Raw genomic sequence first — 18,808 nt, 5'->3', positions numbered from 1 at the left:
CATTAAGGAGCAGGAAAAATAAAAAGTTATCACTCTTCAGGTGGGACATTCTTAGAGCGGTAAATATCCCCAATAATCTCTTTGATCGTGGCTTCATCTAAGGCTTTTTCAGTAGTTTGGAGCGGAAGTATGAGGAGCTCTATTATTATAGTGGGAGAGTAGATCCTCGACGTTGAGATGGCAGTTACCATTTCATCGAGAAGAAGCTGGTATTTTTCCTCCAGAGGCCGGTCCTTTTCTTTGAGGATGTCCAAGGTTTTGGCCAATAATGAAGGAGAAACTTCAGAAAGCCCCGTGTCTATCAATATGCGAGATATCTCCTCTTCAGCTTTCTTCGTATTGCGGGTTCTGTGAAATGTTTCAGTAAGTTTCCTAGCCAGCGTTGATAGATCGGTACACGAGTCCAAGTTGAGTGATGTGCAGGCTTTAATTTTGATTAATCCCAGAGACTCAAATTCCAGCAGACTTTTCTTTACAGTCCGGGAATCCTTGTTCAGTGTTCTCAAAGCGTCAACAAAGACCACAGCGGGAATAGGCACTTTAGTCCATGGAACCTTAATGTCAATTCTCCACCTAGATAGGATTGTGTTAAGCACATTTTCATATCTTTGGAGAATCTTGTCCCGCCTCTTATCTTTCCTGTATTTGTTCAGCCGGTGAATCCAGTTCTTTCTTGCTTCTTTATGCTCTAAAATCTCTTCGAGTGCAATCTTCAGCTCTTCCGGGGTTTCAATTAAATTAAGGATATGCCCTAGGACCAGCAGATCTTCAAGGGTATAAACTATCTGTTCTTGGGCTGGGTCCTTAGGGTACCATCCTGAAGCTAAAATATCCAGGAGAGCGTTTATTCCAGGAGTCACCTTAATGCATTTCAGTTTCAATTCTCCCGGCTCCATGAGTCCGTAAAGCACCCCAATAATTTCTTTAATTTCCTCCCTTTTCATTATCTGCCACCCCAGTTGTTTTATATCCATGAGTAATTGATCTGCATAATTTCTATGCTCTAATTAATTAAATAATTATTGGGTCTCACTTTTAACCACCACCTTTTCTTGTCGTGAGATATACAAAAAGGAGCAAACAAACGTTTACGAGATAAAAAGATCTTAAAGTGGCCAGAATCTGAATTGAAAACTTTATATAGTATAAGAGCATAAAAGACGCCTTCTCGTTCCTAAATCTTTATAAAGTTGTAAGTCTACATAATTACATAAAAACTTGTGTACACTACCATGAGAACTTGAACGAGGTGAGATAGTAATGAGGCAACTGCACGTTCTGATCCCAGACGAGCTGGATGAGGAATTTAGGCTCGCAGTTGGAAGGAGATACGGATCAAAGAAGGGAGCATTAGGGATTGCAGTCACCGAGGCTCTCAGGATGTAGATTGAGAAGAATATAGCTGTGAAAATAAAAGAAGATTGAAACTCTTAGATAGCCGGCTCCGCTGACTAAAAGGGGGATACCCGAGAATGACTAGGTTAGAGGATACTATAAATTTTATCCCTGCTAATGAATACAACAAAATATCATCAATCAACAGCTCTCATTTTGGATTACAGTCTCATTATTCCGCCGTTAGGCACCATTTTGTAGTATATTTCTCATACTCTAGCACATACATATATGACGTCTTGGAATTCCTAAGCCGGCATCTAATCAAGGCTCTAGTTCGGAATGTGATAAATAGCCGGGATAAGATAAGAGAAATAGAGCAGTGGAGATACATAGGTGAGACAAGAAAAAACGGGAAAAAGTACTATCTATTCCTAAAGAAACCAAAGACGGGAGAGCTCCAGATTGTTTTGGAGGCTCCTCCAACCTCAGTCTATAAGTCAAACTGGATGAAAGACTCGATCGGAATACTTCCAGTCATCATAAAAGGTTTCAAAAATGACCAGGATCCATTGAAGGAACGTCCTCAATGGACAGTAACCGTGGGGCTCATATACAAGAACACAATAAACACCACATATACGAGAGCGGGATATATAAAATCGACAATGAGAATTGATCGCTATGATACTTATTATCCCTTTGACGTCCTTAACGCTATTAGAGACCTTCCAAACAGACCTATAGATTATACTTACAGACTTAAAAGAATCAAATTATTAACTCCTGAACTCTACGTGAGGTTTCCCAGATACACTATAGATAAAGATGGTAGAACTGTAGACAATCTCTTAAAGATGAACAGGCTCTTAAATGAATTGAGAGAAAGAAATGGGATATGTCAGCATGTTATCAGCAAGGGAGACGTTAACAGTCTAGATGAGCATGGTAACGTTGTTGATATAATTTGGAAAGGTCATGAGTTCAGATTAAAGTTGTACACCTCAAAATTGTATCCCCACAGAGATCCTAAACTGGAAGTAATAGTTAGAGACAAAGTAGAAATTTCAAGAAACGAACTACATCCTAATTTAGTTCTGAAAAAGCTAGATGCCCTCCGGGAGAGGCTTAACATAGCATCTGGAATCCTGGGCGCTATCATGGCCTTTATGAGAATATCCCCTAGGTGGGATCCGGTTGAAGACTACAGGTACCTAACTCAGAAGCTATTGGTGGATAAAGAATTTTTAGGGTATCTATGGGGCACGGAATCTGCAACCTATTTAGCATCCTATGGACAACACCTAGCAGAATTAGACAAGTTAGATTACCAGATACTCAAGATAACCGCTGAGCGTACTTTCATTAAAGTCCCAATATTAGCTAAGATTTTATCTAAAAGCGAATCTACAATAAGGAGAAGATTAAAAAAGCTGGAAAGGCTTGGATATATCTCTGCCACAAAAGGTAAGAGACCAAACTACTACTGGCTTAGGCTATATGAAGATCTTTCAGTAGCCTCAACCGAAAAAGAGGACAATTTTTTATATGTGGATCCAAAGTTTTTGGAGTGCTCGGTTAGTATATTAAAACAGATTGCCCCAGAGTCATTTTATAGTCAGGAAGACATTGAAAAGATGAGCATAATCCTCTGGGCGACAGGGATTGGATGGAGCACAAGTGAGCTACTATTTGAGTTCACAAAGTTTCTCGGAAAGAGAAGAGGCCTGAAGAAACTGTCTAAGAAAACTATAACAAGATATCTGGAATTTTTAACAGATATAGGATTAGTAAAAGTTGAGGAATTCAAAGTTGGGAAAAAGAAAGAAAAAAGGTACCTTCTACTTGATGAGACTCTGAAATCCTACTTTAGCGACTTGGATTACTACAAAATATTCGGAGTATAACTCTGAGAAATCCCAACGTTGATGACTTACATCCCGCCTGTTAACGCATTCACCTTTTCAATCATTACCGTTAGCTTTCTGGTGAGCTCTCCGCTTAATATGAAGCTACCCTCCTTACCTCGGCCGATCAAGCCTAAACTGACCAATTTCTTCAATGTACGATAGTAGAGCTGGATGTCCCTTGAAGATTTAGTGGGGATTATGACTTTCCACTCATCAGGCCACAGCCTTCCGTTTGTCTTTATGTGATTAATAATCCTCTCCGCCATCTCAGCTTCGTTTTTGGTTAATAGGATCTCCAGAATCGGCGTTTCATACAGAACTGTTATTTCTTTGGGTATTGCCACCTTGACTTCCGAGGGATATTTTGGACGTCTTGGCATTATTCACACCTCATAGTATAATATACTCATTACTTTGTAAATATTTCCCCTAAAGTGATTAGGGCAAAGTCATGCTTATTCACATTTCAATGTGAATAAGTGTGGTTCTGCACTGAATAGGCTGGCCCATACGCAGGAAAACCAAAAAACAAAAGAATATTCACGACAACATGTGAATAAATATGCCTTCACTCTTTATCTTTTTCGAGCAGTTCAATAAATTCCTCAACGCTCAAGCCAGAGACATTATCTGGCTTCAAATTTTTCAGCTCAGCCTTCAATCGGCCCAACGTTTCCTCATCAATTTCTTCCTCAGGAAGATTATCAGCAATCATCTTCAGGACCATGATTTTCAGCTCTTCTACGTCTTTCTCAATCTGGATAACTTTCCTCAGTATCTCATTGAGATTATGAAGAACGTCATTCATGTTACATCACCCATCTATTTAGGAGGCCATGAATATAGACCATCAACCCACACAACTTTCTCAGAGGCTTGGAGAATATAAGAATATAGTGACGGAATACCCTTGTGTAGAGGCATGGTGTATCCGTCACGAAAATACCCATTAACGGGTATTAATGAACAGAAAAGAAGTCTCAATTTGTCTCAAATCTCAGATGTTAAATCTTGTAGGGATTTATTCTAATAGTTATTGCTGGTATAACTGCTCCAAATTTCCAGAAAAGCTCTGAGAGTTCTTTAATAACAACACAACTATCTTTAATCGGGTATTGAGGGGTTGAGGTTGCTACTGCTGGGAAAGTTGGTGGATTTATTCATAATATTATTGCTGTTGCTTTTGGACTGGTAGCTTTGCCTTTTTGTCAGAAGATATAGCTAAGTGAGAATTTAATAAAATTATTCATACCGAGATTGTTATTACAGAAATTGAAAATTAGCAAACGAATATAGCTCCTTAAGTGAGTTAATTAGTAATACCAAGAAAGTTGCAGGGGGATATAACTTTGATTGACACCGTTGCTTGGTTTATTCTGTAGAGATAATGTTTTTATAATCTCTGATTCAGGATGCTTCTGGGGGAGTTCAAGTGAAGGACGATAATACAAAAACCATTAGGATCACAAAAGACGCCTATAAAATTCTTCATGCTGAAAAGAAAAAGCTATCAGATATAAGCAAAATCTCTTACTCGTACTCTGATGTTATACTCACTGGATTGGTCCTCCTAGATGCTTTGAGTGAGAAACACAGGGCTCTTGTTCTGGATCTCCTTAGAAACTTCAAAAAGGCGAGGATTAAGAGTAAATCCGAGGAATCAAGCATTGGCATAGAACATATCTTTGAAGAAGCTACTAGGGAAATTAATGACAAGATATTGTCCAAGCTTTTAAAAGATACTATTGCTAAAATTATCCAGCATCTTATTAAGAGCGGTTTCCCAGGTGCAGCTATGGATATTTTGTTAAGCAATGCTCATCTGTTTGATGAACAGGAAAGAAATCAGCTGAGCTTTGAGATCTTGGCAGCTATGGCTGAGATAGATCAGTCAAAAATCAGGAAAACTTAGAAGGGTATACCGCTCTATGCAGACCCCTAGGTTAATGTGTTCATGTATTCTAGATCCTTGACAGTACCACCCTACTAGCTGGGGTTTATCACCCTAGGGGTTATAGCATAAGCTGAGTGATACTAGAAGGTTTATTAATTGCTGCTTCCAGCCCTCCAAATTACTTAATAATAGGAGGAAAATATTTAATAGCTAAACTAGCCTCTAATAAATATGGTGAGTCTAGTGAAGTTGGCAGACAAAAATGTACTGGTTGAGTGTTACCATATTCTCGTTAAGTATGATTTTAAAAAATTAGTTGACATCTCCCCGGGCCCAAAACAGGAGTACACGACCGGTGTGTTAAAACCTGAATCTCCGTTAATTGGGAGTACCAAAGAAGAATTAACAAGACTTCTTATAGACAAGGGATTCTCTAAGGATTTAGCAAATAGGTGTATTCAAAATTTGGAAAATAAAGGGTTTCTAGTCCGAGTTCATGTTAAGGGAAATGAATATAGAACACTTCATATGGATGTTGCTGTTAGAAGCGCTTTTCTGCGAACTAGTCCAGATGGACATCCCTATATTGTGAGTCCAAGACTAGCCCTTTACGAGTTTCCTATCCCCTCAACAAAGGATCGTATTATAAAGCCTAATTGTTATTGCCCTCCACATCTGATTGAGATATTGAAAGGCCTTCATAAAGCGATAAATCACTTTTTTGAGGGAACTAACAATGGAGCAGATATTTATCTTGAATTTTTGCAGAAACACTTCACTAATGGGGGATTAGACGCATTTCAGGCTATTGCTCTTACTGAGCTTTTGCTTAAAAAGCCCTCTTATGAGTGGGCCACCATAATAACTGCTCCAACAGGTTCAGGAAAAACTGAAATATTTCTCTTGTATGCCTTAGCTAGGATCCTCAAGGCAAAAACTTCCGGCCAATATGAAAATGCTATACTAGTATACCCTAGAAAGGCACTAGCAATTGATCAAGCCGGACGGGCTATCTCGATGGTGTATACTCTTAACAAGATTCTTAAAGAATATGGACTTGAGGCGATAACAATAGGGATACGAGACGGGGAGACTCCTAAAAACGTCACAGACAAACGTTCTGGGCTTAGAGCTCTGTATCAAAAGGCTACTGGGGAACGTCCTCCCGAAGAATTTTCATTTCCCTTTAGGGGCATCGAACTTGGAAATAAAGAGAAATTAGTTTATAGAGTTAAAGGTGGGAGAGTTCTGGTTGGGACTGAGGGGAATAATGAAGTCTTTGATTTTATAATCCCAACAAGAGAAGAAATGGGGCATAGAAATCCTGATCTGCTAATAACCAATATGTGGACCTTGGAAAGAAGAATACTTGATAACAATAAGAATGACATAAATGCTAAATATTTCACAAAAACAGGTTTAGTGATCATAGATGAGACTCACGAATATACTGGTCTTAGTGGGGCGTTAGTTTCCATCTTACTAAGGACAATGCGGAAAATAAGCGAAAATAAAGATAATTTTGAAGTTATAATGTCCTCTGCCACTGTTCCGAATCCAAAAGATTTTGGTGAGAAGATATCAGAGAGACGTCCAGAGCATATAGACTTCACAGAATATCGCAAGAAATTAGAAGAAAAAGGTATATTCTTTTCTGGAAGACGCCTTGTTATAATGGGAGTCTATGATATAATGCCTAAATATTCTTGGTCTACATACGCTCAACTATGGGCAGTTTATATGGCATTCATTAACTATGTCTATGAAATACAAAAGAAAGAATATCATCCAAAATCCTTAATTTTCATTGAGAACATAAGTGAAATAAGATCTGCTATGGCTGGGTTTAGAGAGAATATTTCTCTTAGGGAGCCTAAGGATAGACTCTATGATACTAATAAGGCTATGATCCCAAAGGATGCAGCATATTCATACGCCAACTATGTCCAAAACCCAAGACTACTATTAGGACTACGTAACCGTCTTCAAAACAAACCAATAGAGGATTTGCTGGATAGAGTATCCGAAATGCACAGCGAACTTGATGCTAGAACCAGAGAGAAGGTTATAAAAGGTCTCAAAAGTGGAAGCAGACCAGCAGTGGCGTTTACAACTTCTAGCTTAGAGCTTGGAGTGGACTATTCTAGTGTATCCTTCATACTCAACGCGGGCATTGACTCTCCAATATCCTTACGGCAGAGGATAGGTAGAGGAGGACGTTCTGAAGAATCCATGAGAACAGTCCTTGGCATAATTCTAACTAAAAAGATACCCACCGAATCTTTCTTCCTCCATGATCCTATGCTCTGGGAAAAACTAAATCCAATACAGCAGCCTGGAGAGAAGGGACTAATAGTTTCCAAGAATAATCCTCAAGTTGAAGAAAGATATTGGATGACCAGGGGAGTTGTTGCTATGGCCCTACACAATAAGCCCACTCATTCTTCTGGATCCCCGATTCAAAGAAATGAGGAACTTGTTAGCTTTTTGCGGGATCTTTCAGATTATATTAGGGGGTTGGAAGAATGAAAGAGGAAATTGTAAATCTTATCGATGAGGTTGCCTCAATTATCGAAAGCGAAAAAATTGAAGATCTTAGGAAACTAAACGAACTTCCGTATGAGATGTATCGGATAATAAAAGAACTCCAAAGTGAACTTCCCGAGCTAAAGAATCTCTTAGAAAATAAACCTAGGGATGTGGAACTCCCATCTAGTTTGATATCTAGTGTAGATGAACTTGCCAATGCATTGGAGAGTGTTGAATTCGTAAACGATATCGACGGGATCCTTAATCTCATGGACAGCCAGATTATGCAAATACTGGGGAATATTGTAGATGGTATAAATACCCTTGTAAACAATTTACAAACAAAAATCACTACATTAGGTGCAACTCTCAGAAGATACAAGCTTAATGCTAGATTTCATGACAAGACAAAGTTGATAACAGCGACACTAAAAGAGCTAAACCCATATTTAAAAATAGTTAGAGAGGAGAGAGAAAAACTTTTAAAAATGCATGATGGGCTGTTCAATATTTACAATCAGGCTCTTTTAGCCGTTGATACGCAAGAATTAGAGCACTATAGTGATAGAGCTATTACTATTGCAGATCGCCTTTATGATACGGGGGGAGTATGGGTAACAGACATACTTAACATTTTTTCAGGGCTTGAAAGTATCACTGCTCAACCAGTTTCGGAGCTAATAAACATTGACTTACCAAATAAAGAGGAAGAGCATGAAACTAATATTCAGAGTCTCTTTTTCAGGTATCCTCCGTTTAGGCCAATACTAGTACCCGACACTCAGGATAAAGTGTTCAGAGATATATTTGGCTCTTATATCTGGTTTATCAAACCAAAAAACGGATATATCAAATGGGTAAAGCCAAGAGGCGACAACTATATAATCAAAGGAACTTCCGAGGTCTCTCCTAGTGGGAAATATATATCAATCAAAAATATTGAGCCTATAAACACTCTGAGGACAAAAAAAGGCTTTGTAGAAGTTGTACTAGAGATACCAAGTAAAAATAGACAAAGGAAGATCGTATTAAGATACGGCTCAGATAAACTTAAACTATCCCTGGAAAATGGAAAAACTCCTCAGCAGATAAAATCTCAATATCGACAAACTCTTCAAAAAAGAAACAGATCTTCTTATGATCCAACTAACCTCTCATATATCTGGTACTGTACTAGAGGATTCGGGTTTTCGACTAATCCCTGGGATATACAGTGTCCCTTCAAAAAGGAATGTCCTCTTGGAAAAAGTTGTAATGGCAAAAGCTGGAGCTGGAACAGAAGAATACATCCTAAGGTATTTCCTAAAATCGAGCGTGAATTCATAGGAATTCCTAATAGCACGAAAGTTGGACTAATCTCTCCCATTGTTCAAAGAAGGGTGAATGTGCAAGAACTCTATACAGCAGTTCAATTCACAATGCCTTATAGCCACTTTCCAGTTAATATCGAATTTGAAAAGCCAGTGGGTAGGATCCTTCCAGAAACTAACGTTATCGGATTTGAGATTCCGGTGGATTTACTGAATATGATAATACTTTCTATAATGGATGAGAACGCAAACAAGGACCAACTAGGGCTGGACATGGAATTTGAATTATGGAAAGGAGGTCCTAAAGCTAGAATTTCTGATGTTTTAATTTCAAAGTATTACTTTTACACAAAAGGTGATAGAGGATTTAACCTTTATGACATAGCAGAGCAGAGTCAAGACAAGCTTTTGAAGGATTATCAAGAATTCAGGGAGAATCTTAGAAGGGACCTAATTCATGCTTGGAAGAGCCCCACAAATACAGCCCTTGAATTTATTAAGTGGGCCCAGGAGACACTACTTCACACATTAGCTCATTTATTTATGGCATATGTTTCTAAGGAGCTTCAGGTAGAATTAAGTGAACTTCTTTACATGTATAAAGTTGATAAAAAGAGAGCCCTAATCCTTGTTGCAGAAAATAGCCCAATAGGTGCTATTGATATCGTTTCAGCATTAGAAAACTGGGGAACACCAGATAAATTCATCGAAAAGTTTCTCGAAGATACTGTTTCCCTATTTTCCGAGCATGAGAAAGACATAAAAGATTATCTTGAATCAAACAAAGGCCCCATAAACGATTCCGAGAAGAAAAAAGTCATAGAGAAGCTTAAAAACCTTTATGAGGAATACGTTGATAATGGATTAATCCTGGATCTCCACACGTTTAGTGTTCATTTATTGTTGTCTGGCATATTTGAAAGTTTCATCCAGACATCCCCCAATAGGGACCTACTATGGCATAGCTTTGATGACCTTTTGACAATAGCCATCCCTAACTACTGCATTGATGGATGTACTTCTTGCGTCATGCTCACAAAAGGATGCCAGCATGGAATCGGACAGCCATTTATAACCTCAAAATTACTTGTTAAAGTGTTTTTAGATATAGTTGCTAAAAAAAGGGAATTCCAAGGACCGGGAAATGTAGTACTCAAAACACTGATAGGTCAACTGACTAAGAGAAAACTCGTAGCCTTGTCTCCATTTATTGATGAGGAAGGAGTCAAATTTCTAAAAAATCTAAAATCTGCCGGAGTTGACATAACAATTGAACTATTAAACACTAAAGAGAACCGCAACTTTCTAGAAGATCTTGAACGTACGGGGATTAAAGTAATACTTCGAAACAAAGTTCACAGAAAAGCCTACATTGTAGATGACACTTTAGTGATCAACACAAGTACGAATCTTAATCTTCGATCAGAAAGTTATAACAGTTTCTCACTACGGAGGTTAACTATATGAATTTTACACAGAGGCTCTGGAGCCTCATAGAAACTACTGACAAAAAACTGGACGAGACTTTCAATCGAGATGTACATCTCCTATCTACCCCGTTTATTTATGATTTCCAAGTATTTCATACCCTAAAATACCTAGATCCAAATCCCAGGATGTTTAGAGAGCTCTTTTCTAGATATCATGTATTTCCTATTTCAATTATTGGCCCATTCATAACTCGAGGTCTCAGATTTTCAGTTGAGAATTTTCAACCAGCATTTGGTCCTACTTACATTCAGAAAATTCAGATATGGAAAGGACATCATAAGATGTTACCTGGGAATTTTATGACATATAACCTTGTGAATGCAGCATCTGAGTTCAAGAGAAGTTCGTATTTGCCTTTTGCAATGTACTATGCTACAATGAAAGCTAAGCCATTAATACTCTGGGAAAAGCACAAGAGGTACATCTCTGCTTCTATTCATCCTAATCCTTTTGCAGTAGTTTCTTTAATTAACAATTATGGTGATATAGTATATTTAACACCATTTTCGGGAATTCTTTTAGTAAAGCCATCTCATAGAGAGGGCATTACAAAGATATTAGACATACCGTTGGAGGGTAGCTGGGCTCTATCGTCAATAATTGGGACTGATGGAAGAAAAACTATGTTTTTTGGGCCATTCAAAACATTTTTGCCTAAAATTGAAGGGATATCTGAATTGAACCTTAGTGAACCCACTATTGATTATTTTATCGGTTTTGTTGTTTCCATCTCAAAAGAACTTAGCACTAATCTAAAGCAAGGAAATGGATTCATAATGCCTATTGTCAATGGAGCTTTTCATCCAGAGATATATTATCTTGCTAATTTTGGGAACCATACAGTACGGAGGATTAATTCTGTCCGTTTGAGATTCATCGAGGATAATCTGAATAGGTTTAAAGAATTTCAACAAAGTCTTCGGTGGACACTTGAAAAACTAGCGGTTAAGTTTGATGCTAAAAATTCGTTGAACTCGAAAATACTAGAAAAATATCTCGACCAGCTAGAGGTTATCGTTATTGATAATAATAAGCTCTACTTACGAAACCCAATGCAGGTCTTAATTTTTGAAATGGAGGGTGCTGACCCCAAATGTCCCTGGACATGTACAAGGCCTTTACCAGTAAGCATAACTACAGGATATGAACTTGAAAGAACTCTAAATGTAAGTCTCCTCAGTATTATGAACGACTTTGGAGTATGGAGAATGGTATAAAATAATGCAGCGTCATGTTTTTATTGGGCTTGTTAATTTGCTTAAAATGAGGGACTATAAATGTTAATAGATAACCTAAAACCAGAGATAATATCAGAGATCTCAAAAAAGGCATTAATAGAGAAAGCAAGAAGACTACCACACCATAGTCTTCATAGATGGTGGTCAAGGAGATTTGCACTCCTTTATAGGGGCATGTTGGCTGCTTATATATCAAAGAATGAAACACAAATCTATCAAGCTCTTGAAAACCCAATGTCATTAAGGCCATTAGCTTCTGGGAAGACATTTTATGAGCCTTTTATGGGTGGAGGTACAGGCCTTAGTGAAGCTGCTATAATGGGGTATAATGCTTATGGTGTAGATATCAACCCAGTAGCGGTTAGAATAGCCCAGGCGACAATTAATCTTTTGCAGAGAAACTTTCGGGACCTAGAAAAAACTGCATTATCTGTTTTGGAGGATACTGAAAAATTATTGGGATGGAGCTGGACTTATAATGGCCTAATAATCTCATACGTGTTTGTTACGCGCGGAAGGATCCCTTCATGGGTAAGCCGTTATCAAGAGAACAACAGAGAGATCAAAATTTTACGTTGTCCCATCTGTGGGCATATATTTGAGTCTTCAGTCAATGAAAAAACAGCTGTTTGTCCTCACTGTAACTCAGAATTTAAAGTAACTTATAATCCTGAGTTCAAGTTGAAAGGGCCATATCTAGACTTGGATCTAGATAGAAACTCGGGAGATAAACACAAAAAACTAAAGATTTGGGGAGCAGAAGTTAGAGAAAAACGTGGGAATCGGTGGAAGAAAAAGTTTGTAACAGTTGAGAACATCGAGGAGTGGCTCATAGATAGCCACGAAAAATCAAGAGAATTCGCTAATGAAGCGAGATCAGTTTTAGACAAGATAGATCTTAAGGGGCTCCTTGAAGGCAAACGGTTAATCCGCGAAGGTATAGGGTCCTTTTCTAGTCTGTATACGCCACGACAGCTCGCAACATTTGTAGCATATTCAAAGGCAACTCGTGAGCTTCCCTCTTCTCTGAAAGTTATATTCTCTATTGCTCTAAGTGAAAGTGCAAAAACCTCAAATCTAGTTGCTAAATGGCACTCTCCAATCGGTGAGCCTGTTCCTGCAGCAGCAATGAAAACATATTGGGTACCCGAATACACTGTTGAAACAAATCCCATTGCAAGGATTCCTGGTACTCTCCGGCCTCTTTCTAGAAACGGGATACCCTCTTCCCTTAGGCGAGCAGTTAAAATCTCTGTTGGGAACATGAAGATACAACCAGAAACTGAGGTAAAAATATCAAAAGGAAACTCAGAGAATTTCATCCCTCCAGTAAAAATTAATATTTCAATAGTAGATCCCCCCTACATGGACACAGTAAGAAGCTATGCTTCCCTATCTTTAATTCATTATGGAGCTCTCAGACTCTTTGACGAAATTTCTCAAGGATCTTTTGATTATGAAACATTAGATGACTTAACTGAAGTAGAAAAATCCGAAATTCCCAGAGATAGAGAGGCATATACAGAATCCATGGAACATGTTTTCAAGAACATTTCTTCAGCATTAACCCCAGAGGGTAGAGTAGTTCTCTTTTATAACCGAAAAGAAGTGGAGGACTGGATAGCAATATTAGAGGCTGCAAAAAACGCTGGCCTAACTCCTACTGCTATATATTGGTCAATCGGAGAACCTCCAGGAGGCCTCGGCAGATCTCATCTTAAGGGACTCTTCATTCTAATATTCAGCAATATGTTTATGGATATCAATAAGAGGATTAACATTATATTCAACGAGCCGTTGGATGCAGTTCAGGAATGTATGAGGCTTGATAAGAAAATTGAAAGAAAGGCACTAAATAGTATTAAAAAAGCCCTTGCAATAGTGTATTCACTGAAAGTGAAAGTCCTTTGAAGATTATTCATTGGTACCTACCGGAAAGCCCCTTTGTATTGACCGATGATCTAATTCTATCACTCAACAGCGGTTATATCTTGAAATCTAAAACCTTTTAACCTCTCCTTCTAGAGCAATTTTGAAGGAGGTGGGATGACAGGCCCACTTTAACCGATGATACCCACTCCCTGGAAAATGCCCCTTTGGCCGAAAGGAGGCTTGAGAGGGGAGATTTGACTTGCGAACCGATGAGGAGTGTCATCCCTCCTGATGTCGAGATGATGACATTATCCCCACCCGAGGTGGTCCAATGCTGGGCTTTTTGAGGAGGAAGAAAACCTACGGGCCCTTCGTTTACCTGACGGAGCCCACCTTCCTCTACCACACAAAAACAGAGAAGGCAATCCTCGAAATCATTGAGGAGAAGCTGAACTCCAACAACATCCTCGTGCCCTCTAAGTACGGCATGAGGGACACGAGCGACAGGGTTAAGGAAGCCGAGTACCTCGTAGCGGTAGCCCCCCTCGGGAAGTTCACGTCCCTCGTTGGAAGGGAGGTCAAGCTCGCGCAGGAGCTCGGCGTTAAAATCTTCACCCTGCTCATAGCGAGGAAGGAGAACGAGCTCGTGTACCTCTGGGTTGAAGGGGTCCCCGAGGACATAGAGTGGCTCTCCCCCGAGGAGACGTTAGAGTTCGCTAAAATCTTCATAAACAGTGAGTTCATGGACTACCTCAAAAAGGGCCTCTTCTTCGGCTCAAGAAAAAGGGAATGGTGAAGGAGAAGTCACGCGCTGGCTTTCTTTTCCCTGATGTACTCGTCTATTGATTTTGCCGCCTTCTTTCCGTCGCCCATCGCGAGGATTACCGTGGCCTCTCCCCTTATCGCGTCTCCGCCCGCGAAGACCCCCGGAACGCTCGTCATAAGGTTCTCATCGACGACCAGTGTCCCGTTGGGGTTGGTCTTTATCCCGGATTCCTCGCTGATAATCCTGTTGGGCTCAAGGCCGATTGCTATTATCACGGTGTCGGCCTCGACGGTGACGTACTCGCCGGTCGGCCTTATCTTCCTCTTCCCTCTTGCGTCCCTCTCCTCCAACGGCTCCATCTTTTCGAACTTCACCGCCTTGACCTTGCCCTTCTCGTCGCCGATGAACTCAACCGGCTGGACGAAGTAGAGGAACTTCACGCCCTCCTCCTTTGCGTGCTCGACCTCCTCAATCCTCGCCGTCACGTCCTCCTCGCCACGCCTGTATGCTATCGTCACGTCGCAACCAAGCCTCAGCGCGGAGCGCGCCGCGTCCATTGCCGTGTTTCCGGCGCCGATGACGATTACCTTCTTTCCAACGGCTATCGGCGTGTCGTACTCGGGGAACTCGTAGGCCTTCATCAGGTTAATCCTCGTGAGGAACTCGTTGGCCGAGTAAATCCTGTCGAGCAGGATTCCCGGGATGTTGAGGAGCTTCGGCGTTCCTGCACCGGTTCCGATGAACACCGCGTCGTATTCCTTGAGGAGCTCTTCGAGGGTGGCCGTCTTTCCAACGACGTGGTCCGTCTTTATCTCGACTCCAAGGCGCTTGAGCTTGGCCAGCTCGTGGTCGAGTATCTCCTTGGGAAGCCTGAACTCGGGGATTCCGTAGATGAGGACTCCACCTGGCTTGTGGAGGGCCTCGAAGACGGTTACCTTGTAACCCATCTTCGCGAGCTCACCGGCGCAGGTCAGGCCTGCTGGCCCCGCTCCCACGACGGCCACCTTTCCAAGCTCTCCGGTGCACTTCTCCTCGAACTCGCAGAGGAGCTCCTCCTCTATGCCGTGCTTCCTCGCGTAGTCGGCAACGAAGCGCTCAAGCTTTCCGATGTTTACAGCCTGGCCGACTTTTCCGACGACACATGCGCCCTCACACTGGTCCTCCTGCGGGCAGACACGGCCAGTTATGGCAGGGAGCGTGTTGTCGTTCCAGATTATCCTCAGGGCGCCCTTAATGTCGCCCTCCTTAATCTTGGCGATAAATGCGGGAATGTTGATGTGAACCGGACAGCCCTTTATACAGGGAGCGTAGTTCTCGGGACACTGAAGACAGCGCTCAGCTTCCTTAACGGCAAGCTCGAATGTGTAACCGAGGTTGACCTCACCGAAGTCCTTAACCCTATCCTCAACGGGCCTCTCAGGGGTTGGAACCCTCTCCTTGATGAGCTTCGGCATTCAAATCACCCCCTTGGCGCGGAGGTACTCGAGGTAGCGCTCCTTGGCGAGCCTCTCCTGCTCTGCAAAGCGCTCCGCGTTCCTCCTAATCGCGTCCTCCCAGTCAATCTTGTGGGCGTCGAAGACCGGCCCGTCCCTGCAGGCGAACTTTACTTCCCCGTCGTAGAGGACCCTGCACGAACCGCACATACCGGTTCCGTCCACCATAATCTGCCTCACCGTCGCGTAGGTGGGGATTCCGTAGGGCCTCGTGAGCTCTGCAAGTTTAGCGAGCGAACCCAGCTTTCCGCCGGCGAAGATGATGTCGACCTTGTCCTTCTCGATGAGCTCCTTCACGACGTCGAGGTAGTGGCCCTTTATTCCGACGGAACCGTCAAGGGTCGTCAGGTAGTACTCGTCCGCCACCTCCCTCGCGAGGAAGCGCATCGGGTAAACGTTCTCCCTGTCCTCAAAGGTCTGGACGGAAATCGTGTAGTTACCTGCCTCGCGCATCGCCTTGAGCGTCGCGTAGTTCTCGGCCTGACCGCAGACCGCATCTGAAACAAAGGCCACCCTGCCGTAGTTCTTGACCTTAATCGGCTTTCCAAGGGGCCCGACAAAGCTCCAGAGCTCGTCTCCGGGCTTATACTCGTGGTAGAGCTGTAAGCTTGTCTTTCCGAGCTTCCTTATGAACATTCCAACCTTTCCGTCCTCCGCCTTGTAGACGGACATCGGAACCCTTTCGCCCTTCTCGTGGAGGATGAACACGACGAACTGGCCCGGTTTCCAGGCCTTGGCAACGTGCGGGGCCTCCACTTCGACGAAATAGTCTATCGGACTCAGGTCCTCCTTCGCGGTAATCCGGTACCCCAAGATGAACACCCCCGTTCACGGGAACACTTTTGTTCACCAAACGTTCTGAACCAAGGGTTTATACGGTTTTCTTGAACCAAAGGTTTAGAACCCTTTTCCGGCCAAAAGGAGGGACGAGCCGGCTTTTTCTGTGGGGCCAGTTGGGACAGGTTTATTAGGGCTTGGGAGAAAGGCCTCCGGTGGTTGGAATGGTTAAGATTCCCAAGAGTCACCCACGCTACTGGAGCCTGTACTACCGCGAGAAAATCATCGAGGGTATGGAGAAGGGAATGACTGCCAAAGCAGGTCTAATCGCCCACGGACGCGGGGAGGCCTTTGACTACCTCATCGGGGAGAAGACGATAGAGCCGGCGGAAAGGGCGATGAGAGTGGCGGTTGCCAAGTTCCTGCTTGCAGAGTGGCCCGTAATCTCGGTGAACGGCAACGTCGCGGCGCTCGTTCCAAAGGAGACGATTGAGCTGGCGAAGGCCCTCAACGCGAGGCTCGAGATAAACCTCTTCTACCGGACTGAGGAGCGCGTTAGAGCCATAGAGCGAGAGCTCCGGAAGTACGACCCTGAGATGGAAATACTCGGGATAAACCCGACGAAGAGGATTCCGGGCCTTGAGCACGAGCGCGGAAAGGTCGATGAAAACGGCATCTGGAGGGCAGACGTGGTTCTCGTCCCGCTCGAGGACGGCGACAGGACGGAGGCGCTCGTGAGGATGGGCAAGTTCGTTGTTACCGTTGACCTGAACCCCCTCTCAAGGAGCGCAAGGATGGCGGACGTAACGATAGTCGACAACATCGTTAGAGCGTACCCGAGGATGATAGAGCTGGCGAACGAGATGAAGGACCTTCCGAGGGAAGAGCTTGAAAGAATAGTGAAGTCCTACGACAACGGGAAAACGCTGAGCGACGTTCTGGTGCACATAAGGAACAGGCTAACCGAGCTCGCGGAAGGGGGAGTATGGAGGAAGAAGGAGATTTAAAATTCCTTTTCCGTTTTTTCAACAAGTTTTCTGAGGGAGTTTATAAGTTCGGTTTCTCCCGATGCCTTTGACACAACGAGGGGAACACCTTCGCGCTCCGCAAGCTTGACCGCCAGCTCATCAAGTCTCTCGACGCCGTGGAGGATTATCACAGCCGGCTTCAACCCCTGAACGCGAACGGCTATCATAGGGCTTCTCCCGGTAGTTACCTTCGTGAAAACGAGGGCCCTCTCCGTGGTCCAGCCGTAGAGCTTGAGGAACTCCTCACTGCTCATCTCGAGGATGGCTCTTATGCTGTCAACGACGGTGTAGCCGTAGATGCGTCTGTCGAGGAGATGTGGATTGGCAACGACCTCTCCCCGAACGGCCTCGACGACGTCCGAAATCTTTACTGGAATTGCAAACTCCCTTATGTCGAGGATTGCACTAGTGGGAAGCTCACCCTCTATCGTTTTGCTGAATGCCTTGATGACGTTCCCGCCGCGCTTTTCGTCTATCTCCAAGAGGGCCTCAACGAACTTCCGTATCGTAGAGGCACCGGGGCTCTTCCTTCTCCCTCCTTCATAGTCGCTGATAACCGAGGAGGAAACCCCTAGATGCTCGGCCAGCTCAGTTTGGCTTATTCCAAAGATTTCACGCCACTTCCGCATAGTCTTTCCGGGGTCAGAAGAGAGTGTTATCTCACCTGCAATACGCTTTGCGAGCGCTTCCTTCTCTTTCTCCAGCATGAACGTTACTACCCGTAATGGGTTATAAGCCTTTCGGCAATTGCTGAAAGCATCTTAAGGCTAGTGCTTTACTCCGAGGTCCCTCTGACCTCCTCCCCGCCCTAAAGGGCGAGGCTTTCAAAAGAAAAATGTAACGGCCAGTACCGCATTGTTGAGGAAACCCTTTTAACCCCCCTCCACTATTTATCCTGGTGAAAGCTTTGAAGGTAGTTCTTGAGGTAACTTTTAGAATGGGCGGAGTGAACTTCCGCAGTACTAAATGGGAAGACGGAAACCTTGTTTTCGAATTTGAGAGACTCGGCGATGCGTTCATTCAAGTACTGAGCAATCAGAGGGTTGAGGTTGATGTCGAACAGGTTCCCAAAAAGGTCCTAGTCGAGCTGAAAACGAAAGAAGGAGGAAAGGTCTTCGAGGCATTTGAACGGGACGGGAAGTATCTGGCTGCTGAACCTTAGATT

General features: G+C 42.8%; 16 protein-coding genes. 10 read left to right on the top strand and 6 right to left on the bottom strand.

All coding sequences use genetic code 11. The features are described from left to right. Nucleotides 1-29 precede the first annotated feature (29 nt). Entirely contained in the window at nt 30-944 is a 915-nt protein-coding gene (locus CS910_RS03775) for a hypothetical protein (protein ID WP_099209808.1), read from the bottom strand. Nucleotides 945-1,260: 316 nt separating this feature from the next. On the opposite strand from CS910_RS03775, the gene CS910_RS12140 reads away from it, so the two are divergent. Beyond that, nucleotides 1,261-1,386, top strand: a complete 126-nt coding sequence (locus CS910_RS12140) for a hypothetical protein (RefSeq protein WP_262926565.1) — start codon at nt 1,261-1,263, stop codon at nt 1,384-1,386. Between the two features lie 86 nt (nt 1,387-1,472). Beyond that, a complete protein-coding gene (locus CS910_RS03770) occupies nt 1,473-3,242 on the top strand; it encodes a winged helix-turn-helix domain-containing protein (protein WP_099209807.1) in 1,770 nt (589 codons plus the stop codon). 26 nt (nt 3,243-3,268) lie between these two features. Here the strand turns inward: CS910_RS03770 and CS910_RS03765 are convergent, their stop codons facing one another. Both CS910_RS03765 and CS910_RS03760 read right to left on the bottom strand, forming a co-directional pair. Next, nucleotides 3,269-3,625 carry a hypothetical protein gene (locus CS910_RS03765; RefSeq protein ID WP_099209806.1) on the bottom strand — a complete coding sequence of 119 codons (357 nt, stop codon included), beginning with the start codon at nt 3,623-3,625 and terminating at the stop codon, nt 3,269-3,271. Nucleotides 3,626-3,813: 188 nt separating this feature from the next. Then, nucleotides 3,814-4,053 carry a hypothetical protein gene (locus CS910_RS03760; protein WP_099209805.1) on the bottom strand — a complete coding sequence of 80 codons (240 nt, stop codon included), beginning with the start codon at nt 4,051-4,053 and terminating at the stop codon, nt 3,814-3,816. A 624-nt stretch (nt 4,054-4,677) separates the two neighbouring features. On the opposite strand from CS910_RS03760, the gene CS910_RS03755 reads away from it, so the two are divergent. From CS910_RS03755 to CS910_RS03730, 6 genes are all read left to right on the top strand, one after another. Further along, entirely contained in the window at nt 4,678-5,157 is a 480-nt protein-coding gene (locus CS910_RS03755) for a hypothetical protein (RefSeq protein WP_099209804.1), read from the top strand. 225 nt (nt 5,158-5,382) lie between these two features. Next, nucleotides 5,383-7,668: a DEAD/DEAH box helicase gene (locus CS910_RS03750; RefSeq protein ID WP_158523799.1), complete on the top strand. Its 2,286-nt coding sequence runs from the start codon at nt 5,383-5,385 to the stop codon at nt 7,666-7,668. Next, nucleotides 7,665-10,445, top strand: coding sequence for a phospholipase D-like domain-containing protein (locus CS910_RS03745; protein ID WP_099209802.1), 2,781 nt, complete (start codon nt 7,665-7,667; stop codon nt 10,443-10,445). Before CS910_RS03750 ends, CS910_RS03745 begins: the two co-directional genes overlap by 4 nt. Then, nucleotides 10,442-11,686: a hypothetical protein gene (locus tag CS910_RS03740; protein ID WP_099209801.1), complete on the top strand. Its 1,245-nt coding sequence runs from the start codon at nt 10,442-10,444 to the stop codon at nt 11,684-11,686. Before CS910_RS03745 ends, CS910_RS03740 begins: the two co-directional genes overlap by 4 nt. Before the next feature lie 60 nt (nt 11,687-11,746). Continuing rightward, nucleotides 11,747-13,618: a hypothetical protein gene (locus CS910_RS03735; RefSeq protein WP_145955350.1), complete on the top strand. Its 1,872-nt coding sequence runs from the start codon at nt 11,747-11,749 to the stop codon at nt 13,616-13,618. A gap of 292 nt (nt 13,619-13,910) precedes the next feature. After that, nucleotides 13,911-14,375: a hypothetical protein gene (locus CS910_RS03730; RefSeq protein WP_099209799.1), complete on the top strand. Its 465-nt coding sequence runs from the start codon at nt 13,911-13,913 to the stop codon at nt 14,373-14,375. An 8-nt stretch (nt 14,376-14,383) separates the two neighbouring features. On the opposite strand, the gene gltA is transcribed toward CS910_RS03730, so the two are convergent. Next, nucleotides 14,384-15,799, bottom strand: a complete 1,416-nt coding sequence (gene gltA, locus CS910_RS03725) for an NADPH-dependent glutamate synthase (RefSeq protein WP_099209798.1) — start codon at nt 15,797-15,799, stop codon at nt 14,384-14,386. Then, nucleotides 15,800-16,651: a sulfide/dihydroorotate dehydrogenase-like FAD/NAD-binding protein gene (locus tag CS910_RS03720; RefSeq protein ID WP_099209797.1), complete on the bottom strand. Its 852-nt coding sequence runs from the start codon at nt 16,649-16,651 to the stop codon at nt 15,800-15,802. 188 nt (nt 16,652-16,839) lie between these two features. Between CS910_RS03720 and CS910_RS03715 the strand changes: the two genes are divergently transcribed. After that, the gene (locus CS910_RS03715) at nt 16,840-17,622 is read left to right on the top strand and encodes a 4-phosphopantoate--beta-alanine ligase (protein WP_099209796.1); all 783 of its coding nucleotides are present in this window, start codon (nt 16,840-16,842) and stop codon (nt 17,620-17,622) included. Here CS910_RS03715 and CS910_RS03710 read toward each other — a convergent pair. Beyond that, on the bottom strand, nt 17,619-18,350 hold the full coding sequence (locus tag CS910_RS03710; RefSeq protein ID WP_099209795.1) for a helix-turn-helix domain-containing protein: 732 nt from the start codon (nt 18,348-18,350) through the stop codon (nt 17,619-17,621). The genes CS910_RS03715 and CS910_RS03710 overlap by 4 nt on opposite strands. Before the next feature lie 200 nt (nt 18,351-18,550). Here CS910_RS03710 and CS910_RS03705 point away from each other — a divergent pair, with 200 nt between their 5' ends. Next, on the top strand, nt 18,551-18,805 hold the full coding sequence (locus tag CS910_RS03705) for a hypothetical protein (RefSeq protein ID WP_099209794.1): 255 nt from the start codon (nt 18,551-18,553) through the stop codon (nt 18,803-18,805). Nucleotides 18,806-18,808: the final 3 nt, after the last annotated feature.

It is taken from the genome of Thermococcus henrietii, from assembly GCF_900198835.1.
GTDB classification, from domain to species: domain Archaea; phylum Methanobacteriota_B; class Thermococci; order Thermococcales; family Thermococcaceae; genus Thermococcus; species Thermococcus henrietii.
This window is presented reverse-complemented; position numbering and strand designations above follow the sequence as displayed.

What these genes read in the sequence shown, in the direction of transcription:
- CS910_RS03775 (WP_099209808.1), bottom strand. Translation starts at nt 944, where the DNA reads ATGAAAAGGGAGGAAATTAAAGAAATTATTGGGGTGCTTTACGGACTC.
- CS910_RS12140 (WP_262926565.1), top strand. Translation starts at nt 1,261, where the DNA reads ATGAGGCAACTGCACGTTCTGATCCCAGACGAGCTGGATGAGGAATTT.
- CS910_RS03770 (WP_099209807.1), top strand. Translation starts at nt 1,473, where the DNA reads ATGACTAGGTTAGAGGATACTATAAATTTTATCCCTGCTAATGAATAC.
- CS910_RS03765 (WP_099209806.1), bottom strand. Translation starts at nt 3,625, where the DNA reads ATGCCAAGACGTCCAAAATATCCCTCGGAAGTCAAGGTGGCAATACCC.
- CS910_RS03760 (WP_099209805.1), bottom strand. Translation starts at nt 4,053, where the DNA reads ATGAATGACGTTCTTCATAATCTCAATGAGATACTGAGGAAAGTTATC.
- CS910_RS03745 (WP_099209802.1), top strand. Translation starts at nt 7,665, where the DNA reads ATGAAAGAGGAAATTGTAAATCTTATCGATGAGGTTGCCTCAATTATC.
- CS910_RS03740 (WP_099209801.1), top strand. Translation starts at nt 10,442, where the DNA reads ATGAATTTTACACAGAGGCTCTGGAGCCTCATAGAAACTACTGACAAA.
- CS910_RS03735 (WP_145955350.1), top strand. Translation starts at nt 11,747, where the DNA reads ATGTTAATAGATAACCTAAAACCAGAGATAATATCAGAGATCTCAAAA.
- CS910_RS03730 (WP_099209799.1), top strand. Translation starts at nt 13,911, where the DNA reads ATGCTGGGCTTTTTGAGGAGGAAGAAAACCTACGGGCCCTTCGTTTAC.
- gltA (WP_099209798.1), bottom strand. Translation starts at nt 15,799, where the DNA reads ATGCCGAAGCTCATCAAGGAGAGGGTTCCAACCCCTGAGAGGCCCGTT.
- CS910_RS03715 (WP_099209796.1), top strand. Translation starts at nt 16,840, where the DNA reads ATGGTTAAGATTCCCAAGAGTCACCCACGCTACTGGAGCCTGTACTAC.
- CS910_RS03710 (WP_099209795.1), bottom strand. Translation starts at nt 18,350, where the DNA reads ATGCTGGAGAAAGAGAAGGAAGCGCTCGCAAAGCGTATTGCAGGTGAG.